The sequence below is a fragment of the Pseudoalteromonas sp. MEBiC 03607 genome (genome assembly GCF_004792295.1).
GTDB lineage: Bacteria > Pseudomonadota > Gammaproteobacteria > Enterobacterales > Alteromonadaceae > Pseudoalteromonas > Pseudoalteromonas lipolytica_C.
Genome location: NZ_SRRY01000001.1, coordinates 1,928,091 through 1,948,211 on the forward strand (window position 1 = coordinate 1,928,091; position 20,121 = coordinate 1,948,211).

17 protein-coding genes and 10 tRNA genes are annotated in these 20,121 nt (G+C 42.1%); 6 read left to right on the forward strand and 21 right to left on the reverse strand.

What is annotated here, in order from left to right; all coding sequences use genetic code 11:
• Positions 1–39: 39 nt before the first annotated feature.
• Both E5N72_RS08830 and E5N72_RS08835 read left to right on the forward strand, forming a co-directional pair.
• Positions 40–2,442: an ATP-binding protein gene (locus tag E5N72_RS08830; RefSeq protein WP_135924128.1), complete on the forward strand. Its 2,403-nt coding sequence runs from the start codon at positions 40–42 to the stop codon at positions 2,440–2,442.
• Complete coding sequence (locus E5N72_RS08835) at positions 2,439–2,915, forward strand: FKBP-type peptidyl-prolyl cis-trans isomerase (RefSeq protein ID WP_135924129.1); 477 nt, start codon at positions 2,439–2,441, stop codon at positions 2,913–2,915. Before E5N72_RS08830 ends, E5N72_RS08835 begins: the two co-directional genes overlap by 4 nt.
• Positions 2,916–2,953: 38 nt before the next feature.
• Here the strand turns inward: E5N72_RS08835 and lnt are convergent, their stop codons facing one another.
• The 5 genes from lnt to miaB are packed head-to-tail and all read right to left on the reverse strand — an operon-like array spanning position 2,954 to position 8,387.
• Positions 2,954–4,501: an apolipoprotein N-acyltransferase gene (lnt, locus tag E5N72_RS08840; protein WP_171040462.1), complete on the reverse strand. Its 1,548-nt coding sequence runs from the start codon at positions 4,499–4,501 to the stop codon at positions 2,954–2,956.
• On the reverse strand, positions 4,482–5,366 hold the full coding sequence (corC, locus tag E5N72_RS08845; protein WP_135924131.1) for a CNNM family magnesium/cobalt transport protein CorC: 885 nt from the start codon (positions 5,364–5,366) through the stop codon (positions 4,482–4,484). Before corC ends, lnt begins: the two co-directional genes overlap by 20 nt.
• Before the next feature lie 22 nt (positions 5,367–5,388).
• On the reverse strand, positions 5,389–5,844 hold the full coding sequence (gene ybeY / locus E5N72_RS08850; protein ID WP_054551659.1) for an rRNA maturation RNase YbeY: 456 nt from the start codon (positions 5,842–5,844) through the stop codon (positions 5,389–5,391).
• Entirely contained in the window at positions 5,841–6,893 is a 1,053-nt protein-coding gene (locus E5N72_RS08855) for a PhoH family protein (RefSeq protein WP_135924132.1), read from the reverse strand. The genes ybeY and E5N72_RS08855 overlap by 4 nt, the downstream gene beginning before the upstream one ends.
• Positions 6,894–6,941: 48 nt before the next feature.
• Entirely contained in the window at positions 6,942–8,387 is a 1,446-nt protein-coding gene (gene miaB / locus E5N72_RS08860; RefSeq protein WP_135924133.1) for a tRNA (N6-isopentenyl adenosine(37)-C2)-methylthiotransferase MiaB, read from the reverse strand.
• A 258-nt stretch (positions 8,388–8,645) separates the two neighbouring features.
• Here miaB and E5N72_RS08865 point away from each other — a divergent pair, with 258 nt between their 5' ends.
• On the forward strand, positions 8,646–9,815 hold the full coding sequence (locus tag E5N72_RS08865; protein WP_135924134.1) for an FAD-dependent oxidoreductase: 1,170 nt from the start codon (positions 8,646–8,648) through the stop codon (positions 9,813–9,815).
• A gap of 172 nt (positions 9,816–9,987) precedes the next feature.
• On the opposite strand, the gene E5N72_RS08870 is transcribed toward E5N72_RS08865, so the two are convergent.
• From E5N72_RS08870 to lolB, 16 genes are all read right to left on the reverse strand, one after another.
• Positions 9,988–10,062, reverse strand: a tRNA-Gln gene (locus E5N72_RS08870).
• Positions 10,063–10,100: 38 nt separating this feature from the next.
• Positions 10,101–10,185: transfer RNA gene (locus tag E5N72_RS08875), tRNA-Leu, on the reverse strand.
• Between the two features lie 66 nt (positions 10,186–10,251).
• Positions 10,252–10,326, reverse strand: a tRNA-Gln gene (locus tag E5N72_RS08880).
• Positions 10,327–10,366: 40 nt separating this feature from the next.
• Positions 10,367–10,451: transfer RNA gene (locus E5N72_RS08885), tRNA-Leu, on the reverse strand.
• 71 nt (positions 10,452–10,522) lie between these two features.
• Positions 10,523–10,597 (reverse strand) — tRNA-Gln (locus E5N72_RS08890).
• Between the two features lie 40 nt (positions 10,598–10,637).
• Positions 10,638–10,722: transfer RNA gene (locus E5N72_RS08895), tRNA-Leu, on the reverse strand.
• An 86-nt stretch (positions 10,723–10,808) separates the two neighbouring features.
• Positions 10,809–10,885: transfer RNA gene (locus tag E5N72_RS08900), tRNA-Met, on the reverse strand.
• A 4-nt stretch (positions 10,886–10,889) separates the two neighbouring features.
• A tRNA-Gln gene (locus E5N72_RS08905) sits at positions 10,890–10,964 on the reverse strand.
• 36 nt (positions 10,965–11,000) lie between these two features.
• Positions 11,001–11,085: transfer RNA gene (locus tag E5N72_RS08910), tRNA-Leu, on the reverse strand.
• A 61-nt stretch (positions 11,086–11,146) separates the two neighbouring features.
• Positions 11,147–11,223 (reverse strand) — tRNA-Met (locus E5N72_RS08915).
• Between the two features lie 639 nt (positions 11,224–11,862).
• A complete protein-coding gene (gene ychF, locus E5N72_RS08920; protein ID WP_135924135.1) occupies positions 11,863–12,954 on the reverse strand; it encodes a redox-regulated ATPase YchF in 1,092 nt (363 codons plus the stop codon).
• 34 nt (positions 12,955–12,988) lie between these two features.
• Positions 12,989–13,573 carry an aminoacyl-tRNA hydrolase gene (gene pth / locus E5N72_RS08925; protein WP_135924136.1) on the reverse strand — a complete coding sequence of 195 codons (585 nt, stop codon included), beginning with the start codon at positions 13,571–13,573 and terminating at the stop codon, positions 12,989–12,991.
• A 19-nt stretch (positions 13,574–13,592) separates the two neighbouring features.
• Complete coding sequence (locus E5N72_RS08930) at positions 13,593–14,204, reverse strand: 50S ribosomal protein L25/general stress protein Ctc (RefSeq protein ID WP_135924137.1); 612 nt, start codon at positions 14,202–14,204, stop codon at positions 13,593–13,595.
• Positions 14,205–14,355: 151 nt separating this feature from the next.
• Entirely contained in the window at positions 14,356–15,303 is a 948-nt protein-coding gene (locus E5N72_RS08935) for a ribose-phosphate pyrophosphokinase (protein ID WP_135924138.1), read from the reverse strand.
• Between the two features lie 79 nt (positions 15,304–15,382).
• Positions 15,383–16,249 (reverse strand): 4-(cytidine 5'-diphospho)-2-C-methyl-D-erythritol kinase, encoded by an 867-nt coding sequence (ispE, locus tag E5N72_RS08940; RefSeq protein WP_135924139.1) that lies wholly within the window; start codon positions 16,247–16,249, stop codon positions 15,383–15,385.
• A 2-nt stretch (positions 16,250–16,251) separates the two neighbouring features.
• Positions 16,252–16,839 (reverse strand): lipoprotein insertase outer membrane protein LolB, encoded by a 588-nt coding sequence (gene lolB, locus E5N72_RS08945; protein WP_135924140.1) that lies wholly within the window; start codon positions 16,837–16,839, stop codon positions 16,252–16,254.
• A gap of 83 nt (positions 16,840–16,922) precedes the next feature.
• On the opposite strand from lolB, the gene hemA reads away from it, so the two are divergent.
• The 3 genes from hemA to prmC are packed head-to-tail and all read left to right on the forward strand — an operon-like array spanning position 16,923 to position 20,117.
• A complete protein-coding gene (gene hemA, locus E5N72_RS08950) occupies positions 16,923–18,179 on the forward strand; it encodes a glutamyl-tRNA reductase (protein ID WP_171040414.1) in 1,257 nt (418 codons plus the stop codon).
• Positions 18,180–18,186: 7 nt separating this feature from the next.
• Positions 18,187–19,272, forward strand: a complete 1,086-nt coding sequence (gene prfA / locus E5N72_RS08955; RefSeq protein WP_135924142.1) for a peptide chain release factor 1 — start codon at positions 18,187–18,189, stop codon at positions 19,270–19,272.
• Between the two features lie 2 nt (positions 19,273–19,274).
• A complete protein-coding gene (gene prmC / locus E5N72_RS08960) occupies positions 19,275–20,117 on the forward strand; it encodes a peptide chain release factor N(5)-glutamine methyltransferase (RefSeq protein WP_135924143.1) in 843 nt (280 codons plus the stop codon).
• The last annotated feature ends 4 nt before the right edge of the window (positions 20,118–20,121 follow it).

The window sequence follows — 20,121 nt, forward strand, 5'->3', positions numbered from 1 at the left end:
CTATAATGCCCAGTAAAGACTGGGAAATAAGAAGTTAGAATGACAAAAAAACTAATCCCATTACCTGTTTCTGCGCTAGCGCCAGAGATTTCTGCAAGCCATGTTGCCACTTGCATGCAAAACCCGTATCCAGAAGCACTCCCTTTTATCGGCCAGCAACGAGCACAAAGCGCTCTCGACTTTTCTCTGGGAATGGAACTTCCGGGTTATAATGTATATGTGATGGGTGAAGCGGCACACGGTCGTTACACGTTAGTGAAAGATAAACTCACAGCCCATTCTAAAGGCCGCCCAACTCCCAACGAATGGTTGTATGTAAATAACTACGACGATCACCGTGAGCCAATTGCGCTGTTTATGCAAGCAGGGCAATCGAAGCAGCTTGCCGATGATATCGACTCGTTTATTGATGAAGTGCTTGATACTTTTCCTGCGGCATTTGATAACCCTGGGTATCAGCGTAAGAAAAAATCAATTGATCGCGAGTTTACCGACACCTACGATGCAGCTATAACTGCAGTAGAAATTGCTGCTCTTGAGCAAAGCGTGGCTCTCATTGAAGAAAATGGTGTGGTTGGCTTTGCTCCACTTATTGACGGTAAGCAACTGAGTGATAGTGAATTTGCAGCTCTTGAAGAGCCGCTTCGTATAGAGTTTTATGAAGTCATTGAAAAGCTTGAAGATGCGTTAATCGAAGCGCTGATTGAGCTACCACGTTGGAAGCGTGAATCATCAGAAAAACTGCGTAACCTTAAAAAATCAACAGCAGAGCTTGCTACTAAACCACTTCTTAAAGCGCTTGAGCATAAATATGCAACACATATTGGGGTTCTTCGTTATCTAAAAGATATTCGTGAAGAAATCATTGATGCGGTACTAGAGTGGCTCGACGATGATGACAACGACGAAAATAAAGAAGATTTTGACCGCAAAGGTATGCTCACAGATTTCTTTGCGCCAAATATTTTAGTGGAATACAAAGAAGGCGATGCTGCGCCTGTAGTCTATGAGCCGAACCCAACCTTTGGCAATATCTTTGGCAAGATTGAATATGCAACGTCGCAAGGGTCACTTATCACCAGCTATCGCTCAATTCAGCCAGGTGCATTACACCGTGCTAATGGTGGTTATTTGATCATGGATGCAGAGAAAGTTATGTCTAACCCGCAAGTGTGGGATGGCTTAAAACTGTCTTTGAAAACCCATCAAATCAAAAACGACTTACCCTACCAAGACAGCTCAGTAGGAAGTAGCTTTACATTACGCCCGCAGCTTATTCCACTTGATGTAAAAATAGTACTTTTAGGGTCGCGAGAGCTTTATTACACCATAGGTGAATATGACGAAGAGTTTGCTGAGTTATTTCGTGTACTCGCTGACTTTGATTACTACTTACCAAGTAGTGATAAGCTGCAGTATCAGTTTATTACCAAGGTAACTGAATATTGTCAGCAAACACTTAATTGCACTGTGAATGAAGCGGCGATGGCGAGATTATTAAAGTTTAGTTATCGCCAAGCTGAGCATCATAATAAACTCTCAGCTCGTTTTGCTGATGTATTAGAGTTAGTGGCAGAAGCTAGTTTTTATGCTAAACAAGATGAGCAAACAGTGATTGATGCTCATCACATAGACGAGGCCATTGTTGGTAAGCAGTATCGAACAGGGCAAATCTCTGAAACCATGCTCAGTGATATCAAAGAGGGGCAAATTTTAATTGCTACTGAAGGTCACGCTGTGGGTAAGGTGAATGGCTTAACCGTGCTGCACATTGGCGATACCTCATTTGGTACACCAGCACGCATTACTGCCACTGTGTACGCAGGTGCTGATGGCGTTATTGACGTTGAACGTGAAGCTGAGCTGGGTAAAGCCATTCACTCAAAAGGGGTGATGCTATTAACCGGTTACTTAGGTAATAAATACGCTCAGCAATTTAGCCTGACACTCAGTGCTAATATCGCAATTGAACAAAGCTATGGCTATATCGATGGTGATAGCGCTTCACTGGCTGAGTTGTGTGCGCTTATATCAGCCATTACTAACTTACCTATTAGCCAATCTATCGCGCTGACAGGGTCAATTAACCAGCATGGTGATGTGCAATCAATTGGTGGTGTAAACGAGAAAATAGAGGGCTTCTTTAAGCTTTGTAAAATGCGTGGCTTAACCGGTGAGCAAGGGGTGATTATTCCTAAATCTAATCAAGTGAACTTGGTGCTTGATGATGAAGTACTCGATGCCGTTGAAAAAGGCCGCTTTAACATTTATGCCGTTGAAACCGTTGATCAAGCATTGAGCTTATTAATGGATAAAGACGCAGGTGAAATGACCCCACAAGGCTATCCTGATGGCTCTATTAACGCGCTAGCCTTAGCAAGGCTTGCCAATATTGCTGATATCGTAAATGGCGACAATGATGATGAGAAGGACGCAGAATGATTAATTTATTACTTTTACTGATCATCGGTATTTTTTGCTTTTTAATTTTTAAAAATAGCAAAAAGGCGAAGCTACAAGCCCTTGAAAATGAAAAACTAGCGGCGGATTTTTTAGCGAACAATAGTAAAGCCGACGATGTTCATGAAACAGCATCTGGGCTGCAGTACAAAATTGAGCATCGCGGCGACAATGAGGCAAAACCAAGTGCCACCAGTAAAGTCAAGGTTCACTATCATGGTACGCTGTTAGACGGCAGCGTATTTGATAGTTCAGTGGTCAGAAACTCGCCAATCAGCTTTGGTTTAAATCAAGTCATTGCTGGTTGGACCGAAGGCATACAGCTAATGAGTGAAGGGGATAAGTTTACCTTTTATATCCCACCGCAGCTTGCATACGGCAGTAAACGGGTAGGCAGCATTCCAGCAGGTTCATTGCTAATATTTGATGTCGAATTGATAAAAATAGAATCTTAAAATCTTAAAAGGCTTCATATTGAAGCCTTTTTTATTTGTTATTTCTTAACCCTGATAAACACAGCCACAGCACTGAGTAATATCACCACAATCCATACCGGCCAATTACCATATTGACTATAAAGACTATCGCCTTTGATTAAGGTGATATTGGCTTCAAGTACATCAGCTTTAAATTGCGGCATGCTCAACTGTGATTTAGCAATAGGGTCGTAAACGGCGCTGATACCATTATTCGTTACGCGAATTAGCGGGCGCTGTAATTCTAGAGCACGCATACGGGCTATTTGCATATGCTGATGCGGGCCATGAGAGTCGCCAAACCACGCATCATTACTAACGGTAAATAAAATGTCTGAATCACTGCGATAATTACCACGCACTAAATCAGCAAAAGCAATTTCATAACAAATAGCGGGTAAAATATGTAAGCCGTTTGCCTGTAGATTGTTTTGAACTTCATCGCCTCGAGTAAATGACGACATAGGTAAATCAAACAGTGGGGCGATTGGACGCAGTAATTCTTGAAATGGCACGAACTCACCGATAGGCAATAATTGGTGCTTTTGATAGCGATTTTTACCTAAATACTGATAATGACCTTCGCTATCATCTTGCTCTTTTTTACCTAAGACGATGAGGGTATTAAAAATATTACGGGTGTCGTATTGATAATCCACGATACCGGTGATCAGGGCTGTGTTGTTAAAAGCTGCTGCACTATCAAGACCGGTTAGGTATTGTGTTGATAGGGCTTCAAGCTCAGGGACAGCAGCTTCTGGCCAAACAATGAGGTCAGCATTCCAGTGTAGGCGCGTCATGTCTTGGTATTTACTCATAGTATTCCAAAACTCTGACGGTTCAAATCGTAAATGCTGTTTAATGTTCCCTTGTACTAAAACTGTTTTAATTGTTTTATCTTGATACTGTAAAGCACTATTACTCGCAATTACGTATAAGCCTGCCAACAAGGTCACAGAGCCGATTAACGGCTTTATGTCTTTACCTAGCAAACGAAAGAGTGAAAACGCGATGAGCACGCAAACAAGTGTTATACCAAACTCGCCAATCACAGGGGCTAAAAAGTTCAGTGGGCTGTCGGTTTGTGTATAACCAAAGCTCAACCAAGGAAAGCCTGTTAGCAAAGTGCCACGTAAGTACTCTGTAACCGCAAAGTTGGCAAGCAACAAGCAGATAAAGCTATAGGGCCCTTTAGCAAGGCGGGTTGTCAACCAAGCTGCTAGTGCAGGATACAAGGCTAAGTAAGCGCAAAGTAGCACCATCAATGAAATCGATGCAATTAATGGCATACCGCCAAAGGTGGCTATTGATACATGCACCCAACTAATACCTGCACCAAACCAGCCTAAACCAAAGATAAAGCCATACTTAGCACTTTGCTTAGTGGCCGATTTACCATTTGCCTGCGGATTAATGCAATAGATAAGTATGCCAAGAGAGAGAAAGGCAATATACCAAAGATTATAAGGGGCGTAGCTTAAGGTTAAAAAGAGGCCCGCAATGAGTGCGAGCCAGGCTTTTTTATCTTTTGCAATAAGGCTTAGCTTAGTTAGCAGTTTCTTCACTGTCGTTATCATCAGCCTTAGGAATGGTGACTTGCAATTGTAAGATGCGACGGTTATCTGAGTTGGTGACTTTAAATTGCAGGCCATCAATATCAATTGTTTCACCGCGACTTGGCATATGACCAAATGCGTGTAAAACAATACCACCTATGGTGTCAGCATCAGAGGTGCTGTAACCGGTTTTAAAATACTCGTTAAAGTCATCAACTTCAGTCAGTGCTTGTACTGCATAAACGTGTTTAGCTACTTGACGAATATCTTGTTGGTCTTCGCTTTCGTCGTGCTCATCTTCGATTTCACCAACGATGATTTCAAGAATATCTTCAATGGTTACTAGACCCGACACGCCGCCGTATTCATCGATGACGATTGCCATATGGTATCGCTGTTGACGGAATTCGTTAAGCAGTGTGTCAACACGTTTGCTTTCTGGTACGACTACTGCTGGGCGTAAATAATCACGCAAAGAAGGTAACTGCTCATCTTTGTTTAAGATAAGTGGTAATAGATCTTTTGCTAATAAAATACCTTCTACATGGTCTTTATCTTCACACACCACTGGGAAACGTGAATGTGTTGAGTCAACCATCATAGGTAACAGTTCTTCAAGTGGTGTATCAACCTCTAAGGTAACCATTTGCGAGCGAGGGATCATGATGTCACGAACTTTAAGTTCAGATACACCAAGAACTCCTTCGATCATTTCTTTGGTTTCAGGGTCGATAAGGTCGCGTTCTTGCGCATCGGCAATTACTTCAACCAGCTCTTCTTTATTCTGGGGTTCCCCTTGCAACATTTGGGTTATTCTGCCCAACCAAGTTTTGCCAGAAGAACCCTGGCTAGATTGCGAGTTGTCGTCGCTCATTGCGTCTAATTGCTCCGTAAATTTAAATATCGTCTCGATATGGGTCTGCGATGTTCAGATCAGCAAGTAATTGCTTTTCTATGCTTTCCATTTCGAGTGCATCTTCGTCCTTTATATGGTCAAATCCAAGTAAATGCAAGCATCCATGGATCACCATATGGGCAAAATGGTCATGAAAGGTCTTTTCTTGCTCAATTGATTCGGCCAAAACAATGGCCGGACAAATGATTAAATCACCCACTAAAGGTAACTCAATACCCGGTGGTGCTTCAAATGGAAACGATAAGACATTAGTCGGTTTATCTTTTCCACGGTAATCATTATTGAGCTGCTGGCTTTGTGCTTCGTCGCTTATGACGATAGTAAGCTCAGCGTCTTCACGGTAGTTACTAAGGGCTTTATCAGCCCATAGTTGGAATTGTTCAAAGCTAGGTAAGTCGTCAAACTCACAGGCTATTTGTAAATCTAATTCGGTCACGAGTTTGCTTCTTGTTGGTTTGCTTGTGCTTCTTTTGCACGTTGCTTTTCTGCGCGTTTTAAACGCTCAGCTTCATCATTTCGCTCATAGGCTTCTACGATACGTGCAACAACAGGGTGGCGCACGACATCGTGTGATTGGAAGAAATTAAAACTAATTTCATCTACGCCGTTTAATACCTCAATAGCATGACGAAGCCCAGAGCGAGCACCACGTGGTAAGTCAACTTGTGTTATATCACCTGTGATCACTGCTTTTGAATTAAAACCAATACGGGTTAAGAACATTTTCATTTGTTCTGCGGTGGTGTTTTGGCTTTCATCAAGAATAATAAAGGCATCATTTAATGTACGACCACGCATGTAAGCAAGTGGGGCCACTTCAATGATGTTTTTCTCAATTAGCTTTTCTACACGCTCAAAGCCCAGCATTTCGAATAAAGCATCGTAAAGTGGGCGTAAGTACGGGTCGATTTTTTGGCTTAAATCACCCGGTAAAAAGCCCAGTTTCTCACCAGCTTCAACGGCAGGGCGCGTTAATAAAATACGGCGAATCTCTTGACGCTCGAGGGCATCAACAGCAGCTGCAACGGCTAGATAAGTTTTACCTGTACCAGCGGGACCGATACCAAAGGTAATATCGTGATGCAGGATGTTAGCAACATACACGCCTTGGTTATCGTTGCGTGGTTTAATAACGCCACGGCGTGTTTTAATCACCATGTCTTTACCGTACACGCCCGGGTTTTCATCTTGCTCTAGGGCATTCGATTCGCTAATTGCTAAATGCACTGCATCAGGTTCAATTTCGCCTATTTGACCACGAATAGGTTGAGTGTCAATGTAAAGGTTTTTTAAGATTTCAACGCTGGCTGCGGCGCAATGAAGTTTACCCGTGACTCTGAAAAAATTATCACGGTGGGCAATTTCAACACCTAGGCGGCGTTCAATTTGTTTAATGTTTTCGTCAAACGGACCACATAAAGAAGAGAGTCGTTTGTTGTCGGCAGGTTCTAAATAAATCTCTAATGTTTTTAATTGATTACTCAAAATTACTTCCTATTCATGGGTGCTGGCAGTGCCAGCACCAGTGTCTCCCTAAGGTACGAAAGTAGCAACGCCAATTTCGTTAGGGGCAGCTGCGGCTTCAGCTTCGGCAGCTTTATTTAAAATTGCTGATGGCGCCACATCACGACGTAAATTCATCTCTGATTCTGTACGAATTAATTCACCACGTAAAGAGTTTGGCAACGCTTCAGTAATACGTACATCAACGAATTGACCGATCACTGAGTGAGGGCCTTCGAAGTTCACTACACGATTGTTTTCTGTACGGCCACGTAATTCCATCGGGTTCTTCTTAGAAGGACCTTCAACCAGGATACGTTGTTCAGTACCAAACATTTGGCGGCTAATTTGCTGCGCCATTTGCGTGATGCGGTTTTGTAATAGGTATAAACGCTCTTTTTTCTCTTGCTCAGTCACATCGTCTGGTAAATCGGCAGCAGGTGTGCCAGGGCGCGCACTGTAGATGAAGCTAAAGCTCATATCAAAACCAATATCATTGATAAGGTTCATAGTTGCTTCAAAATCAGCTTTACTTTCACCAGGGAAACCAATGATGAAGTCTGATGACATGCTTAGGTTAGGGCGAATTTTACGTAATTTACGAATCGTCGATTTATACTCAAGCGCGGTATGACCACGTTTCATCAGGTTAAGAATACGGTCAGAGCCACTTTGTACTGGTAAATGTAAGTGATCAACAAGCTCTGGCACATCAGCGTAAGCATCGATGATGTCTGGTGTAAACTCTACTGGGTGTGAGGTGGTGTAACGAATACGGTCAATGCCGTCAATCGCTGCAACATAACGAAGTAGGTCAGAGAAGTAACAAATCTCACCGTCGTGTGTTTCACCGCGATACGCATTTACGTTTTGACCTAAAAGGTTTACTTCACGCACGCCTTGCTCTGCAAGTTGCGCAACTTCAAGGAGCACATCATCTAATGGACGACTTACTTCTTCACCACGCGTGTAAGGTACTACACAGAAAGTACAGTACTTAGAGCAACCTTCCATGATTGATACAAATGCAGTAGGACCTTCTGCTTTTGGCTCAGGTAAGCGGTCAAATTTTTCAATTTCAGGGAATGAAACGTCAACCACAGATGTGCTGTCGCCACTTTGCACTTGCTTAATCATTTCTGGCAAGCGGTGTAATGTTTGCGGGCCAAAGATCACATCAACAAATGGCGCGCGTTGGCGAATTGAGTCACCTTCTTGCGATGCAACACAACCACCAACACCAATGATTAAGTCTGGCTTGTCATCTTTTAATAACTTCCAACGGCCAAGCTGATGGAACACTTTTTCTTGTGCCTTTTCACGGATTGAACAGGTATTGAGTAAGATCACGTCAGCGTCTTCAGCTTCTTCAGTTAACTGATAGCCGTTTGTCGCATCTAGTAGATCAGCCATTTTCTGAGAGTCGTACTCGTTCATCTGACAACCCCAGGTTTTAATATGCAGCTTTTTACTCATTGAAATATAGCCTCGTTTTCAATTCGGTAGTGACACAAAAATGTGTTAGAAACAGGATTAAGTGGCAATTATGCCGACTTAAAGGACGCGTATTTTAGCTGGATACCCGCACAGATCCAAGTATAGTTTTAATCTTTGTGGTGTGAAATCAAACAAGTCCCTGATTTGAAATTCTTAAGTATTAAATGCACTGACACTGTTTATTGAATTACGTTACAATTTGCCGGGTATTTAAATAGCCAAATGAGCGAATATTAAATGAATAAAAATAAGATAATTGTTGTTGGAGGTGGCATGGTAGGTTCTGCTACAGCCATAAAATTGGCGCAGCAGGGGAGTGATGTCACGATTATTGAAAAGCACCTTATTGATGCGGATAGTATTCTTAGCTCAGATAAAGTGGATATTCGTATTTCGGCTATTAATCGTTTTTCAGAGCACCTACTTGATGAGCTTGGGGCAATGCCATTATTGCGTAAAAACCGAATCGCACCTTATCAACAACTAGAAGCGTATCAACAGCAAGACGAGAGCTTATTATTTGATTGTAAAGATATTGGCGAGACACATTTAGGCCATTTAATTGAAAATAGCTTAATTCAGGCGAGTCTATGGCAACAATTTGCTGATTACAATATTGAGGTTATCGAGCAAAAGACTCCTGTAACCGATATAAATCAAACTGACGATTCAATCACTCTGAATTATGGTGATACACACTATACGGCAGATTTAGTCATTGCGGCTGATGGTGGTCAATCACAATTGCGCACCAAAGCTGGATTAGGTGTAACTGGTTGGCAGTATGCTCAACATTGTATGGGTGTATTAATTAAACTGGATGCTCCTCAACAAGTAAAAACGTGGCAGCAATTTACTCCAACCGGACCTGTCGCGTTTTTACCTATGCAAGCACCTTATGCAAATTTAATTTGTTACCACGACGCAGCAGTTTTAAAGCAATGGCAAAAACTTTCTAATGAAGAACTTAAAGCAAAGCTCATTGCACATTTCCCTGAACTACCGGGTGACTTTGAATTACTTGAGCATGCTGTTTTCCCTCTTGCCAGACAACACGCCAATGATTACTCACAAGGGCGTTTAGTACTTGTGGGTGATTCAGCGCACACAATTAATCCTCTTGCAGGTCAAGGCGTAAACTTAGGCTTTCAAGATGTGGTTGCATTGGCGGATATTTTGGAAGATCAAGAAGACGTGGGTCAACATCAATTATTAAAACAATATGAGAAAAAACGTCGTCATGCGAATTTACTCATGATGAGTATGATGGATGCATGCTATTTTGGTTTTTCAAATGAAATAAAACCACTCAGTTGGGCGCGGAGCAAGTTCTTGAAATTAGCCAATAATAAAGGCCCTGCAAAAAATTGGGTATTGAAATATGCGATTAGTGGCACGTTAGGCTAATACTCGTCTGCAAAAATACCTAATAAGTAAGCGTATTGGTATAAAATATAGATTGCGGGTTAATGAAAATTAGCCCGTTTTTTTATGCTAAATACAATCGAATATAATTTTTGAGAAATTAGAAATTAGAAATTAGAAATTAGAAATTAGAAATTAGATAAGGGAAGTAAGTTGGCTGGGATACCAGGATTTGAACCTGGGAATGGCAGGATCAAAACCTGCTGCCTTACCGCTTGGCGATATCCCAACGCTAAACTTGAAGAGTTTTAGTTCTACTTAAGAACATGGTGCGGAAGGAGAGACTTGAACTCTCACAACCGAAGTTACTGGAACCTAAATCCAGCGCGTCTACCAATTCCGCCACTCCCGCATCATAGGGTTTGCTAATTTAAACTCTTAGCTTGAGTTTTCTTATTCACTCTCTTGGTAGAGAAAGTGGCTGGGATACCAGGATTTGAACCTGGGAATGGCAGGATCAAAACCTGCTGCCTTACCGCTTGGCGATATCCCAACAAAGAATAATTTGATAGTTTGAGTTCTTATCAAGAACATGGTGCGGAAGGAGAGACTTGAACTCTCACAACCGAAGTTACTGGAACCTAAATCCAGCGCGTCTACCAATTCCGCCACTCCCGCATTATTTGTACTAAATGTACTGGTAGTTATTTTAAGCTCTTCATTGAGCATTCTTCGTCACTTTAAGAAAGTGGCTGGGATACCAGGATTTGAACCTGGGAATGGCAGGATCAAAACCTGCTGCCTTACCGCTTGGCGATATCCCAACAAAGAATAATTTGATAGTTTGAGTTCTTATCAAGAACATGGTGCGGAAGGAGAGACTTGAACTCTCACAACCGAAGTTACTGGAACCTAAATCCAGCGCGTCTACCAATTCCGCCACTCCCGCATCATTCGTACTAAAAGTACTGGTAGTTATTTTAAACTCTTCATTGAGTGCAGATTAAACTCCTGCAGAGCCATTCTAAAAAAGAATGGTGGCTAAGACGGGATTTGAACCTGTGACCCCATCATTATGAGTGATGTGCTCTAACCAACTGAGCTACTTAGCCATCGTGGCTGGGATACCAGGATTTGAACCTGGGAATGGCAGGATCAAAACCTGCTGCCTTACCGCTTGGCGATATCCCAACAAAAGCTTGATAGTTTTAGTTCTTATCAAGAACATGGTGCGGAAGGAGAGACTTGAACTCTCACAACCGAAGTTACTGGAACCTAAATCCAGCGCGTCTACCAATTCCGCCACTCCCGCATCATTCGTACTAAAAGTACTGGTAGTTATTTTAAACTCTTTATTGAGCAACAAAAAAGAATGGTGGCTAAGACGGGATTTGAACCTGTGACCCCATCATTATGAGTGATGTGCTCTAACCAACTGAGCTACTTAGCCATCTTTTTTGTTAGCACTTCATCGCTGAGTGCGGGGCGTATTATGCTGATATGACCTAAATCCGTCAACACCTTTTTTGCAAAAAAACGCTTATCAGTGTTTGTTTGCATTAAAATTAAGCTAAGTGGCTAAATTTCATTTGAATTGCTGTTTTTTTGACTGCTATTTACCAATTTAAAACTGCAATGTGTTTTGTAACTGTTTTAATACTGATTTTAAGCTGCTTGATTTTCAAACAAAAATCAAGCAACAAAAATAGATAATTTCTTTTTATAGGATGTTTGCTTGTTAAAAACAACAAAAGAACTTATTTCTTAAAGTGATTGCAGCTAAAAGAGCACTCGATTTCGATCTTTGTTTCTTTAAGTAAAGACGTGGTTTGGTAGTAAATCAACTAACAGCGGAACAATCCAGCACTAAAAAACCTTAATCCTCTGTCAAATTATGTTTGGCTGTATCGGCGCTAATACCAATTTGCCAAGTTCGTGATAAGCGTCCATTGCTTGGAATAGACGGTTAAATCTAGCAAATAGCTAGGAGTGCCAAATGATATGGTGGTTAGTAGCAAGTTTAAAAGATGATAAGCAATAAAAAAGGCTCGTAGTAACGAGCCTTTTAAAATTTTATCAGCGAAGCTGCTTATACATTGAATAAGAAGTTCATTACATCGCCGTCTTTAACAATGTACTCTTTACCTTCTTGGCGCATTTTACCTGCTTCTTTTGCACCGCTTTCACCTTTGTACTCGATATAATCATCAAAAGCGATAGTTTGTGCTCGGATGAAGCCACGCTCAAAGTCAGTGTGAATTTTACCTGCAGCTTGAGGCGCAGTTGCACCTACTGGAATTGTCCATGCACGTACTTCTTTTACACCAGCGGTGAAGTAAGTTTGTAATTTAAGTAACTCGTAACCACCACGGATCACTAAGTTAAGACCAGGCTCTTCTAAACCTAGGTCAGCCATAAACTCTAACTTGTCTTCTTCTTCAAGCTCAGACAGTTCAGATTCGATAGCCGCACAAACTGGGATCACAACGGCATCTTCTGCAGCAGCGATTTCACGAACTTTGTCTAGGTATGGATTATTTTCAAAACCATCTTCAGCAACGTTTGCAATGTACATAGTCGGTTTAATCGTTAAGAAGTTAAGTGGCTTAATTGCTGCTTTTTCTTCTTTTGTTAACTCTAATGAACGAAGAGTTAAACCTTCATCAAGGTGTGCTTTTACCTTTTCAAGTACTGCATTTTGCTCTTTAGCGTCTTTATCGCCGCCTTTTGCCTTTTTAGCGTTACGAACAAGTGCTTTATCGGCACTATCCATATCGGCTAGTACTAACTCAGTATTAATAACATCAATATCATCTGCAGGGTCAATAGTGCCTGCTACGTGTACGATGTTCTCATCTTCAAAGCAACGAACAACATGGCCAATCGCGTCAGTTTCACGAATGTTTGCAAGGAACTGATTACCTAAACCTTCACCTTTAGATGCGCCTTTTACTAGACCTGCAATATCAACGAATTCCATCGTTGTTGGTAAAATACGCTGAGGATTTACAATAGCAGCTAACGCATTTAAGCGTGCATCAGGAACCGGAACCACGCCAGTGTTTGGCTCAATGGTACAGAAAGGGAAGTTAGCGGCTTCAATACCCGCTTTAGTTAGTGCATTAAATAGTGTTGATTTACCAACATTTGGCAAACCAACGATGCCACATTTAAAACCCATAGTAAGATACCTTGTGTAATTTCAAATAAACGATTTAAGGTTTAAATGAATGTAGTCTGTTTTGTGCTTTTAACACACCATCTTTTGCAAGAATTTCCATACAACGAACTGCTTCGTCAACTGCGGCATCCATTTTTTCTTGGTCTTCTTTCGCGGCTTTACCCAGTACCCAGCCCGTAACCATTTCACGGTGACCAGGATGACCAATGCCAATACGAAGGCGCATGAAATCTTTTTGGTTTGCCATTTTCGCTATAATGTCTTTTAAACCATTGTGGCCGCCATGACCGCCACCTTTTTTTAGTTTAGCAATCCCGGGTTCGAGATCCATTTCGTCATGTGCGACGAGGATATTTTCGACAGGAATTTTAAAGAAATTAGCGAGACTACTCACCGCCTTACCGCTTAAGTTCATATAAGTAGTAGGGATCAGTAATTTAAATTCTTGGCCTTGAATGATCACTTTGCCTGTTAGGCCATGATATTTAGGATCGTGTTTGAGTGTGCAGTTATAACGTGCAGCAAGTTCTTCGATGAACCAGGCACCTGCATTATGGCGTGTGTTTGCGTATTCGGGGCCTGGATTAGCCAGGCCCACAAGCATTTGAATAGAATTCAAGGTGTTGACACCTTAAAAATTATTCTGCAGCGTCTTCTGAAGCTTCGTCTTCAGCAGGAGCAGCTTTGTTAGCTTTAACAGTAACAATTGACTGATCGTGGTCTGCGCCTTTAGCTAGCTCAACAGATGTAACACCTGCTGGTAGTTTAAGGTCAGAAAGGTGGATTGAATCACCAGCTACTAAGCCTGCAACGTCAACTTCAACGAACTCAGGAAGTGACTTAGGAAGACACGTGATTTCGATTTCAGTTAATTGGTGAACAACAGTGTTACCTGCTTTAGTTACTTTCTCTTCACCGATGAAGTGTACTGGCACTTTAGTGTGAAGTTTGTGAGAAGCATCTACACGTTGGAAGTCTAAGTGAGTGATCTTAGGCTTGAATGGGTGACGTTGAATATCTTTAAGGATAGCTTCAACTGACTCGCCACCGATGTTTAAAGTAAGGATGTGCGTGTAGAAACCTTCGTCTTCTTGCGCTTTGATCATATCTTTGTGTGCAAGAACGATAGATGCAGCTTCTTTGTCAGCACCGTAAAGGATTGCAGGAACTTTATCTTCACGGCGTAGGCGGCGGCTCGCACCAGTACCTGTTTCTGTACGTAATTCTGCATTGTATGTATAAGTTGACATAATGTCTCCAATAATTAATAGTCTTAGGGCCTTTGCGACCAAGGTCCCCAGCCAAAAGGCGCGCTATCATACCACCCCTTTCGGGGAAAATAAATAACGACTACAAAAAAAGCACCTAGACGGTGCTTTTTGAATATCTTCGCGTTGTTGATTAGTGTTCAAACATCGCTGAGATAGATTCTTCATTGCTGATACGACGAATTGTTTCAGCAAGCATATCTGCAAGCGTAAGCACTTTGATTTTATCAATTGCTTTAAGCTCATCAGATAATGTAATTGAGTCAGTTACAATCACTTCGTCAATTACTGAGTTACGGATGTTTTCAGCGGCATTACCTGAAAGCACAGGGTGAGTTGCATACGCAAATACACGTTTAGCACCATGCTCTTTAAGAGCAGCAGCGGCTTTACATAATGTACCACCGGTATCGATCATGTCATCAACGATGATACAGTCGCGGCCTTCAACGTCACCAATAATGTGCATTACTTGTGAAACGTTTGCTTGTGGGCGGCGCTTGTCGATAATAGCTAGGTCAGTGTCATTTAATAGCTTCGCAATAGCACGAGCACGAACAACACCACCGATATCTGGAGAAACAACAACAACGTCATCGAAGTCGCGTTCTTTCATATCTTCTAATAGCACTGGGCTACCGAATACGTTATCAACTGGTACGTCGAAGAAACCTTGAATTTGTTCAGCGTGTAAATCAACCGTCAATACGCGGTCAACACCAACACTAGAAAGGAAGTCTGCAACAACTTTAGCAGTAATTGGCACACGAGCAGAGCGCACACGGCGGTCTTGACGTGAATAACCAAAGTATGGAATAACTGCTGTGATACGACCAGCAGATGCACGACGAAGGGCATCAACCATAACGATAAGCTCCATTAAGTTATCGTTAGTAGGGTTACAGGTTGATTGAATGATGAAAACGTCAGAACCACGAACATTTTCATTAATTTGAACACTGATCTCACCGTCACTAAAACGGCCAACAACAGCATCGCCTAATTCAATATACAAACGTTTTGCAACTTTTTGAGCTAGCTCAGGTGTTGCGTTACCAGCGAAGAGCTTCATGTCAGGCACGGTAGGGTTCCTCAGGCACTGAATTTTGGGACTAACAGGCTATGGTAGACACCAAAGCAGGTTAACATTTACTTGTACGTTACTTCATAGCAAAGTGAGCATTTAATGCTTTATGAGCAGGTGAAAGTGTAGCACTACTTGCAACAAAACCTGTCCATTTATCTGGTAACTGAGCTAAAACTTGTTGTGCTTGTGCCTGGGTTGAAAACTCAGCAAAGCAACAAGCGCCCGTACCAGTCATCTTTGACGGGGCGTATTTTAGCAACCACTGCAGGACTTTTTCAACCTCGGGGCAGAGCTTTTTAACCAAAGGCTCACAATCATTGCCTAAATTTTCCGTTTGCCAGTCTACTTTTAACTTGGGTGTGTCACGTTTTAAATCAGGATGGGTAAAAATTTTCGCGGTGCTGACATGCTCCCCAGGATGTATTACACAAAACCAACTTTGCGGTAATTCTACATTTTCTAGTTGCTCGCCAATACCATGAGCAATTGCTGTGTGGCCATTTATAAACACTGGTACATCGGCTCCAAGCGTCACCCCAAGTTTAGCTAATTCTTCGAGCGATAAATCGCACTCCCACAACTTATTGAGAGCAAGTAGGGTCGTAGCCGCATCGGATGAACCGCCACCAACACCACCGCCCATCGGTAAACGTTTTAATAGCTCGATAGTCGCACCTTGTTGGCAACCACAATGCTGCTGTAATAAACGAGCTGCCTTATATATAAGGTTGTCTGTTAAAGCAATGCCATTTGTATCGCCAATGACTGTGATATCGGGTTCATGGGTCACTGTAAATGTTAAGTCATCACCAAATTCTAAAAAGGTAAATAAGGTTTCAAGCTCATGGTAGCCATCATCGCGACGACCATTAATATGCAAAAATAGGTTTAGTTTAGCGGGTGCGATTAATGTGAAAGGGGGCTTTAAAATGTGTGTCATGATTAATGTAACTGCCAATCATTAAGTTGAATTTTAATACGAATATGTTGATTTTTTAAAGTCAGTTTTTCTGGCAACCAATAACCATCTTGCTTGCGGTAATTTGCATAGGTAATGTGCCATTGTTGACCATTCTCTGCTTGCCAAAGCAGTGTTTTTAAACGACCTTGTTCATCGAATGATGCTTGCTCATTCTGTGCAGTACCTTTTAGCCATTTTGCGGCATTATCTAATGGAATTGAAAAGCCTGTTAACCGGTAAAGTAGTCTAGATGCATCCTGATCTGTGTAGGTGTCGCCATCATACTCTAAAACAGCACCTTGAGGGTTTTGCTGTAACGACAGAATGCGTGTGCCAATAAAGCTAGTTAGAACCATGTCACTGTTGCGTTCATCATGTTGCCAATTTAAATTGGCTGATTGGCGTTGCTCGGTGCTGATAAACGCCATTTTACCTTGTACTTGCCACTGAGTCTGTTGGTCTAGGCGGGTTTTCCAATCAGGGTAAATGTAATCAACCGTTGAAATTTTTTGCGCACAACCGCTGATAAATAAAAAAAATATGAATAAAATCAAATATTGTTTAATCAAATGTCGTTCCTTACTTTCCATATTCCGCTGATTTTTGGTAAAATTAATGCCTTTACAGCTGGGCTTAGCAATATTTGGTACATATGACCATCGTAGCACTTGGTATAAATCACAAAACCGCATCCGTAGAATTACGCGAAAAAGTTGCGTTTTCGCCTGAGCAAATGTCTGAGGCGTTACAACAATTAAGTGGCCATGCGCATTTCAATGAAGCGGTCATTGTTTCGACCTGCAACCGAACTGAAATCTATTGTAGCCTTGCCGAGCGTAATTCCCAAACCTTGTTGCACTGGTTAGCCAGTTTCCACGGTTTGGATGAACAAGAACTGAGCAACAACATCTATTATCACGAAGGTACCGAAGCCATTAATCATTTAATGCGAGTATCTTGTGGTTTAGATTCGCTGGTGCTTGGTGAGCCACAAATTTTAGGGCAAATAAAACAAGCCTATCACAATGCAAAGACTCACGATGCAATCGGTGTGACATTCGATCGCTTGTTTCAAAAAACCTTTTCGGTAGCAAAGCAGGTTCGTACTGAAACCGATATCGGTGCCAGCGCTGTTTCGGTTGCCTACGCAGCGGTTAATTTAGCAAAGCACATATATGGCAAGTTAGATAAAACCAATGTACTGCTTATTGGTGCTGGTGAAACAATAGAGTTGGTTGCTAAACATTTGTACCAAAATAATCCGCAAAAAATTACTGTTGCCAACAGAACTATTGAACGTGCTAAGACCCTTGCCAGCGATGTCAACGCAGATGTGATTGCACTTGCCCAGCTACCTGAGCGCCTTCATGATGCGGATATCGTAATTAGTTCAACGGCTAGTACCTTACCTATTATTGGTAAAGGGGTGGTAGAGCAAGCGCTAAAAAAGCGTCGCCATAAACCAATGTTATTTATAGATATTGCAGTGCCACGCGATATCGAGAGTCAAGTAGGCGAATTAGATGCCGCCTATTTGTATTCAGTTGATGACTTACAAGCCATAGTAAGCGAGAATATCGCCGCCCGAGAGCAGGCCGCCGAACAAGCGCAAACCATTATTCGCTCTCGTACCGATGAATTTGCTATGTGGTTGCGTTCACTCGATTCGGTGGATTTGATTCGCCATTATCGCAACGATGTACAAGATATAAAATCAGAACTTGTCGAAAAAGCCCTCAGTCAGCTGCAAGCAGGCAAAGAGGCAGAAAAAGTTATACTCGAGTTGGCAAATAAACTGACCAACCGCTTGATGCACGCACCTACCCGTGCCATTCAAGATGCTGCTAAAAAAGGTGAAGCAGCCGAGTTAAGCCAATTAAAGAAAATGTTAGGTATTGATCAGGAATAGTCGTTAAATGAAAGAGTCTGTTTATAGAAAATTAGAAACCTTAGTTGAGCGTTATGAGGAAGTGCAAGCGCTGCTAAGCGACCCCTCTGTGATCAGCGACCAAAATCGCTTTCGTGCCTTATCTAAAGAATACTCAGAATTAGAAGAAATCGTAAAAGCGTTTTTAGCCTATCAACAAGCACAAGATGATGTTGCTACGGCTGAAGAGATGCTAAAAGACTCTGATCCTGACATGCGTGAAATGGCGCAAGAAGAATATAAAGAAGCAAAAGCACAAATTACCGAATTAGAAGACGAAATCCAAATTCTGATGTTACCAAAAGATCCGAAAGACAATAATAATGTCTATTTAGAGGTTCGTGCTGGTACCGGTGGTGATGAAGCTGCTATTTTCGCTGGTGATTTATTCCGTATGTACAGCCGCTACGCAGAAACTAAAAAGTGGAAAGTTGAAGTAGTAAGTACTAATGAAGGTGAACATGGCGGTTATAAAGAAGTCATCGCGCACATCTCTGGTGAAGGCGTGTATGGTCAGCTGAAGTTTGAATCGGGTGCTCACCGTGTTCAACGTGTACCAGAGACTGAATCGCAAGGTCGTGTTCATACATCTGCTTGTACCGTGGCAGTGATGGCTGAAATTCCTGAAGCAGAAGCAATTGAGATTAACCCTGCAGATATTAAAGTCGATACGTTCCGTGCATCGGGTGCTGGTGGTCAGCACGTAAATAAAACAGATTCAGCAATTCGTATTACTCACATTCCAACAGGTGTGGTTGTAGAGTGTCAGGATGAACGTTCACAGCATAAAAACCGTGCTAAAGCAATGTCTGTACTTGGTGCTCGTTTACAACAAGCTGAAGATGAAAAGCGTCAAGCGGCTGAGGCGTCAGAACGTCGTAACTTAGTGGGCAGTGGTGACCGCTCTGAGCGTATCCGTACTTACAACTACCCACAAGGTCGTATTACAGATCACCGCATTAACTTAACACTTTATCGTTTAAATGAAGTGGTTGCCGGTGATTTAGGCTGTGTAATTGAGCCACTAATGCAAGAACACCAAGCTGACTTACTTGCTGCGATGGGCGATGAATAATCGTGCCGCAAAGCATAGAACAAGCACTTGTTACTGCGACGGCGTTATTAACGCCTAGCAGTGACAGCGCCAAGCTTGACGCGCAAGTATTGTTATTATCCATTCTTGATAAACCCCGCAGTTATTTATTCACTTGGCCAGAAAAACAACTTACCGAACACCAACAACTTGCTTTTGAACAAGCATGCCAGCGCCGCTTAAACGGCGAGCCAGTTGCTCATATTGTTGGCTTTCGTGAATTCTGGAGCCTTCCTTTAAAGGTCAATCCAACAACCTTGATCCCAAGACCTGATACCGAAACCTTAGTTGAATATGCTTTAGGTTTAGAATTACCAGCAGGTGCTAAGGTGCTTGATTTAGGCACAGGGACAGGGGCTATTGCCCTTGCGCTAGCCAGCGAAATGCCAAGTTGGCAGGTTACTGGTGTCGATAGGGTCGCTGATGCAGTCGCACTAGCTGAAGAAAATAAACAACGGCTAAACATTCACAATGCTCATTTCGCATTGAGTAATTGGTTTAGTGCAGTAAAAAAAGAAAAGTTTGACCTAATTGTCAGCAATCCGCCGTATATTGAACATGATGATGACCATTTGAGCCGTGGAGATGTGCGCTTTGAACCTTTATCTGCATTAGTCGCAGATGATGACGGGATGGCTGACATCAAACAAATAATTACTATGGCGCGTGACTATTTAGCAACAAATGGCTATCTTTTAATTGAACATGGCTACCAGCAACGGGCAAAAGTTCAAGATTTTTTTGCACAAATGTCGTATAGCCATATACTTACAATTAAAGATCTTGGCGGTAATGACCGTGTAACACTTGCACAATGGCCTAAATAATAAC

What these genes read in the sequence shown, in the direction of transcription:
- miaB (WP_135924133.1), bottom strand. Translation starts at nt 8,387, where the DNA reads ATGAGTAAAAAGCTGCATATTAAAACCTGGGGTTGTCAGATGAACGAG.
- prfA (WP_135924142.1), top strand. Translation starts at nt 18,187, where the DNA reads ATGAAAGAGTCTGTTTATAGAAAATTAGAAACCTTAGTTGAGCGTTAT.
- E5N72_RS08835 (WP_135924129.1), top strand. Translation starts at nt 2,439, where the DNA reads ATGATTAATTTATTACTTTTACTGATCATCGGTATTTTTTGCTTTTTA.
- ychF (WP_135924135.1), bottom strand. Translation starts at nt 12,954, where the DNA reads ATGGGTTTTAAATGTGGCATCGTTGGTTTGCCAAATGTTGGTAAATCA.
- corC (WP_135924131.1), bottom strand. Translation starts at nt 5,366, where the DNA reads ATGAGCGACGACAACTCGCAATCTAGCCAGGGTTCTTCTGGCAAAACT.
- E5N72_RS08865 (WP_135924134.1), top strand. Translation starts at nt 8,646, where the DNA reads ATGAATAAAAATAAGATAATTGTTGTTGGAGGTGGCATGGTAGGTTCT.
- E5N72_RS08930 (WP_135924137.1), bottom strand. Translation starts at nt 14,204, where the DNA reads ATGTCAACTTATACATACAATGCAGAATTACGTACAGAAACAGGTACT.
- hemA (WP_171040414.1), top strand. Translation starts at nt 16,923, where the DNA reads ATGACCATCGTAGCACTTGGTATAAATCACAAAACCGCATCCGTAGAA.
- ispE (WP_135924139.1), bottom strand. Translation starts at nt 16,249, where the DNA reads ATGACACACATTTTAAAGCCCCCTTTCACATTAATCGCACCCGCTAAA.
- E5N72_RS08830 (WP_135924128.1), top strand. Translation starts at nt 40, where the DNA reads ATGACAAAAAAACTAATCCCATTACCTGTTTCTGCGCTAGCGCCAGAG.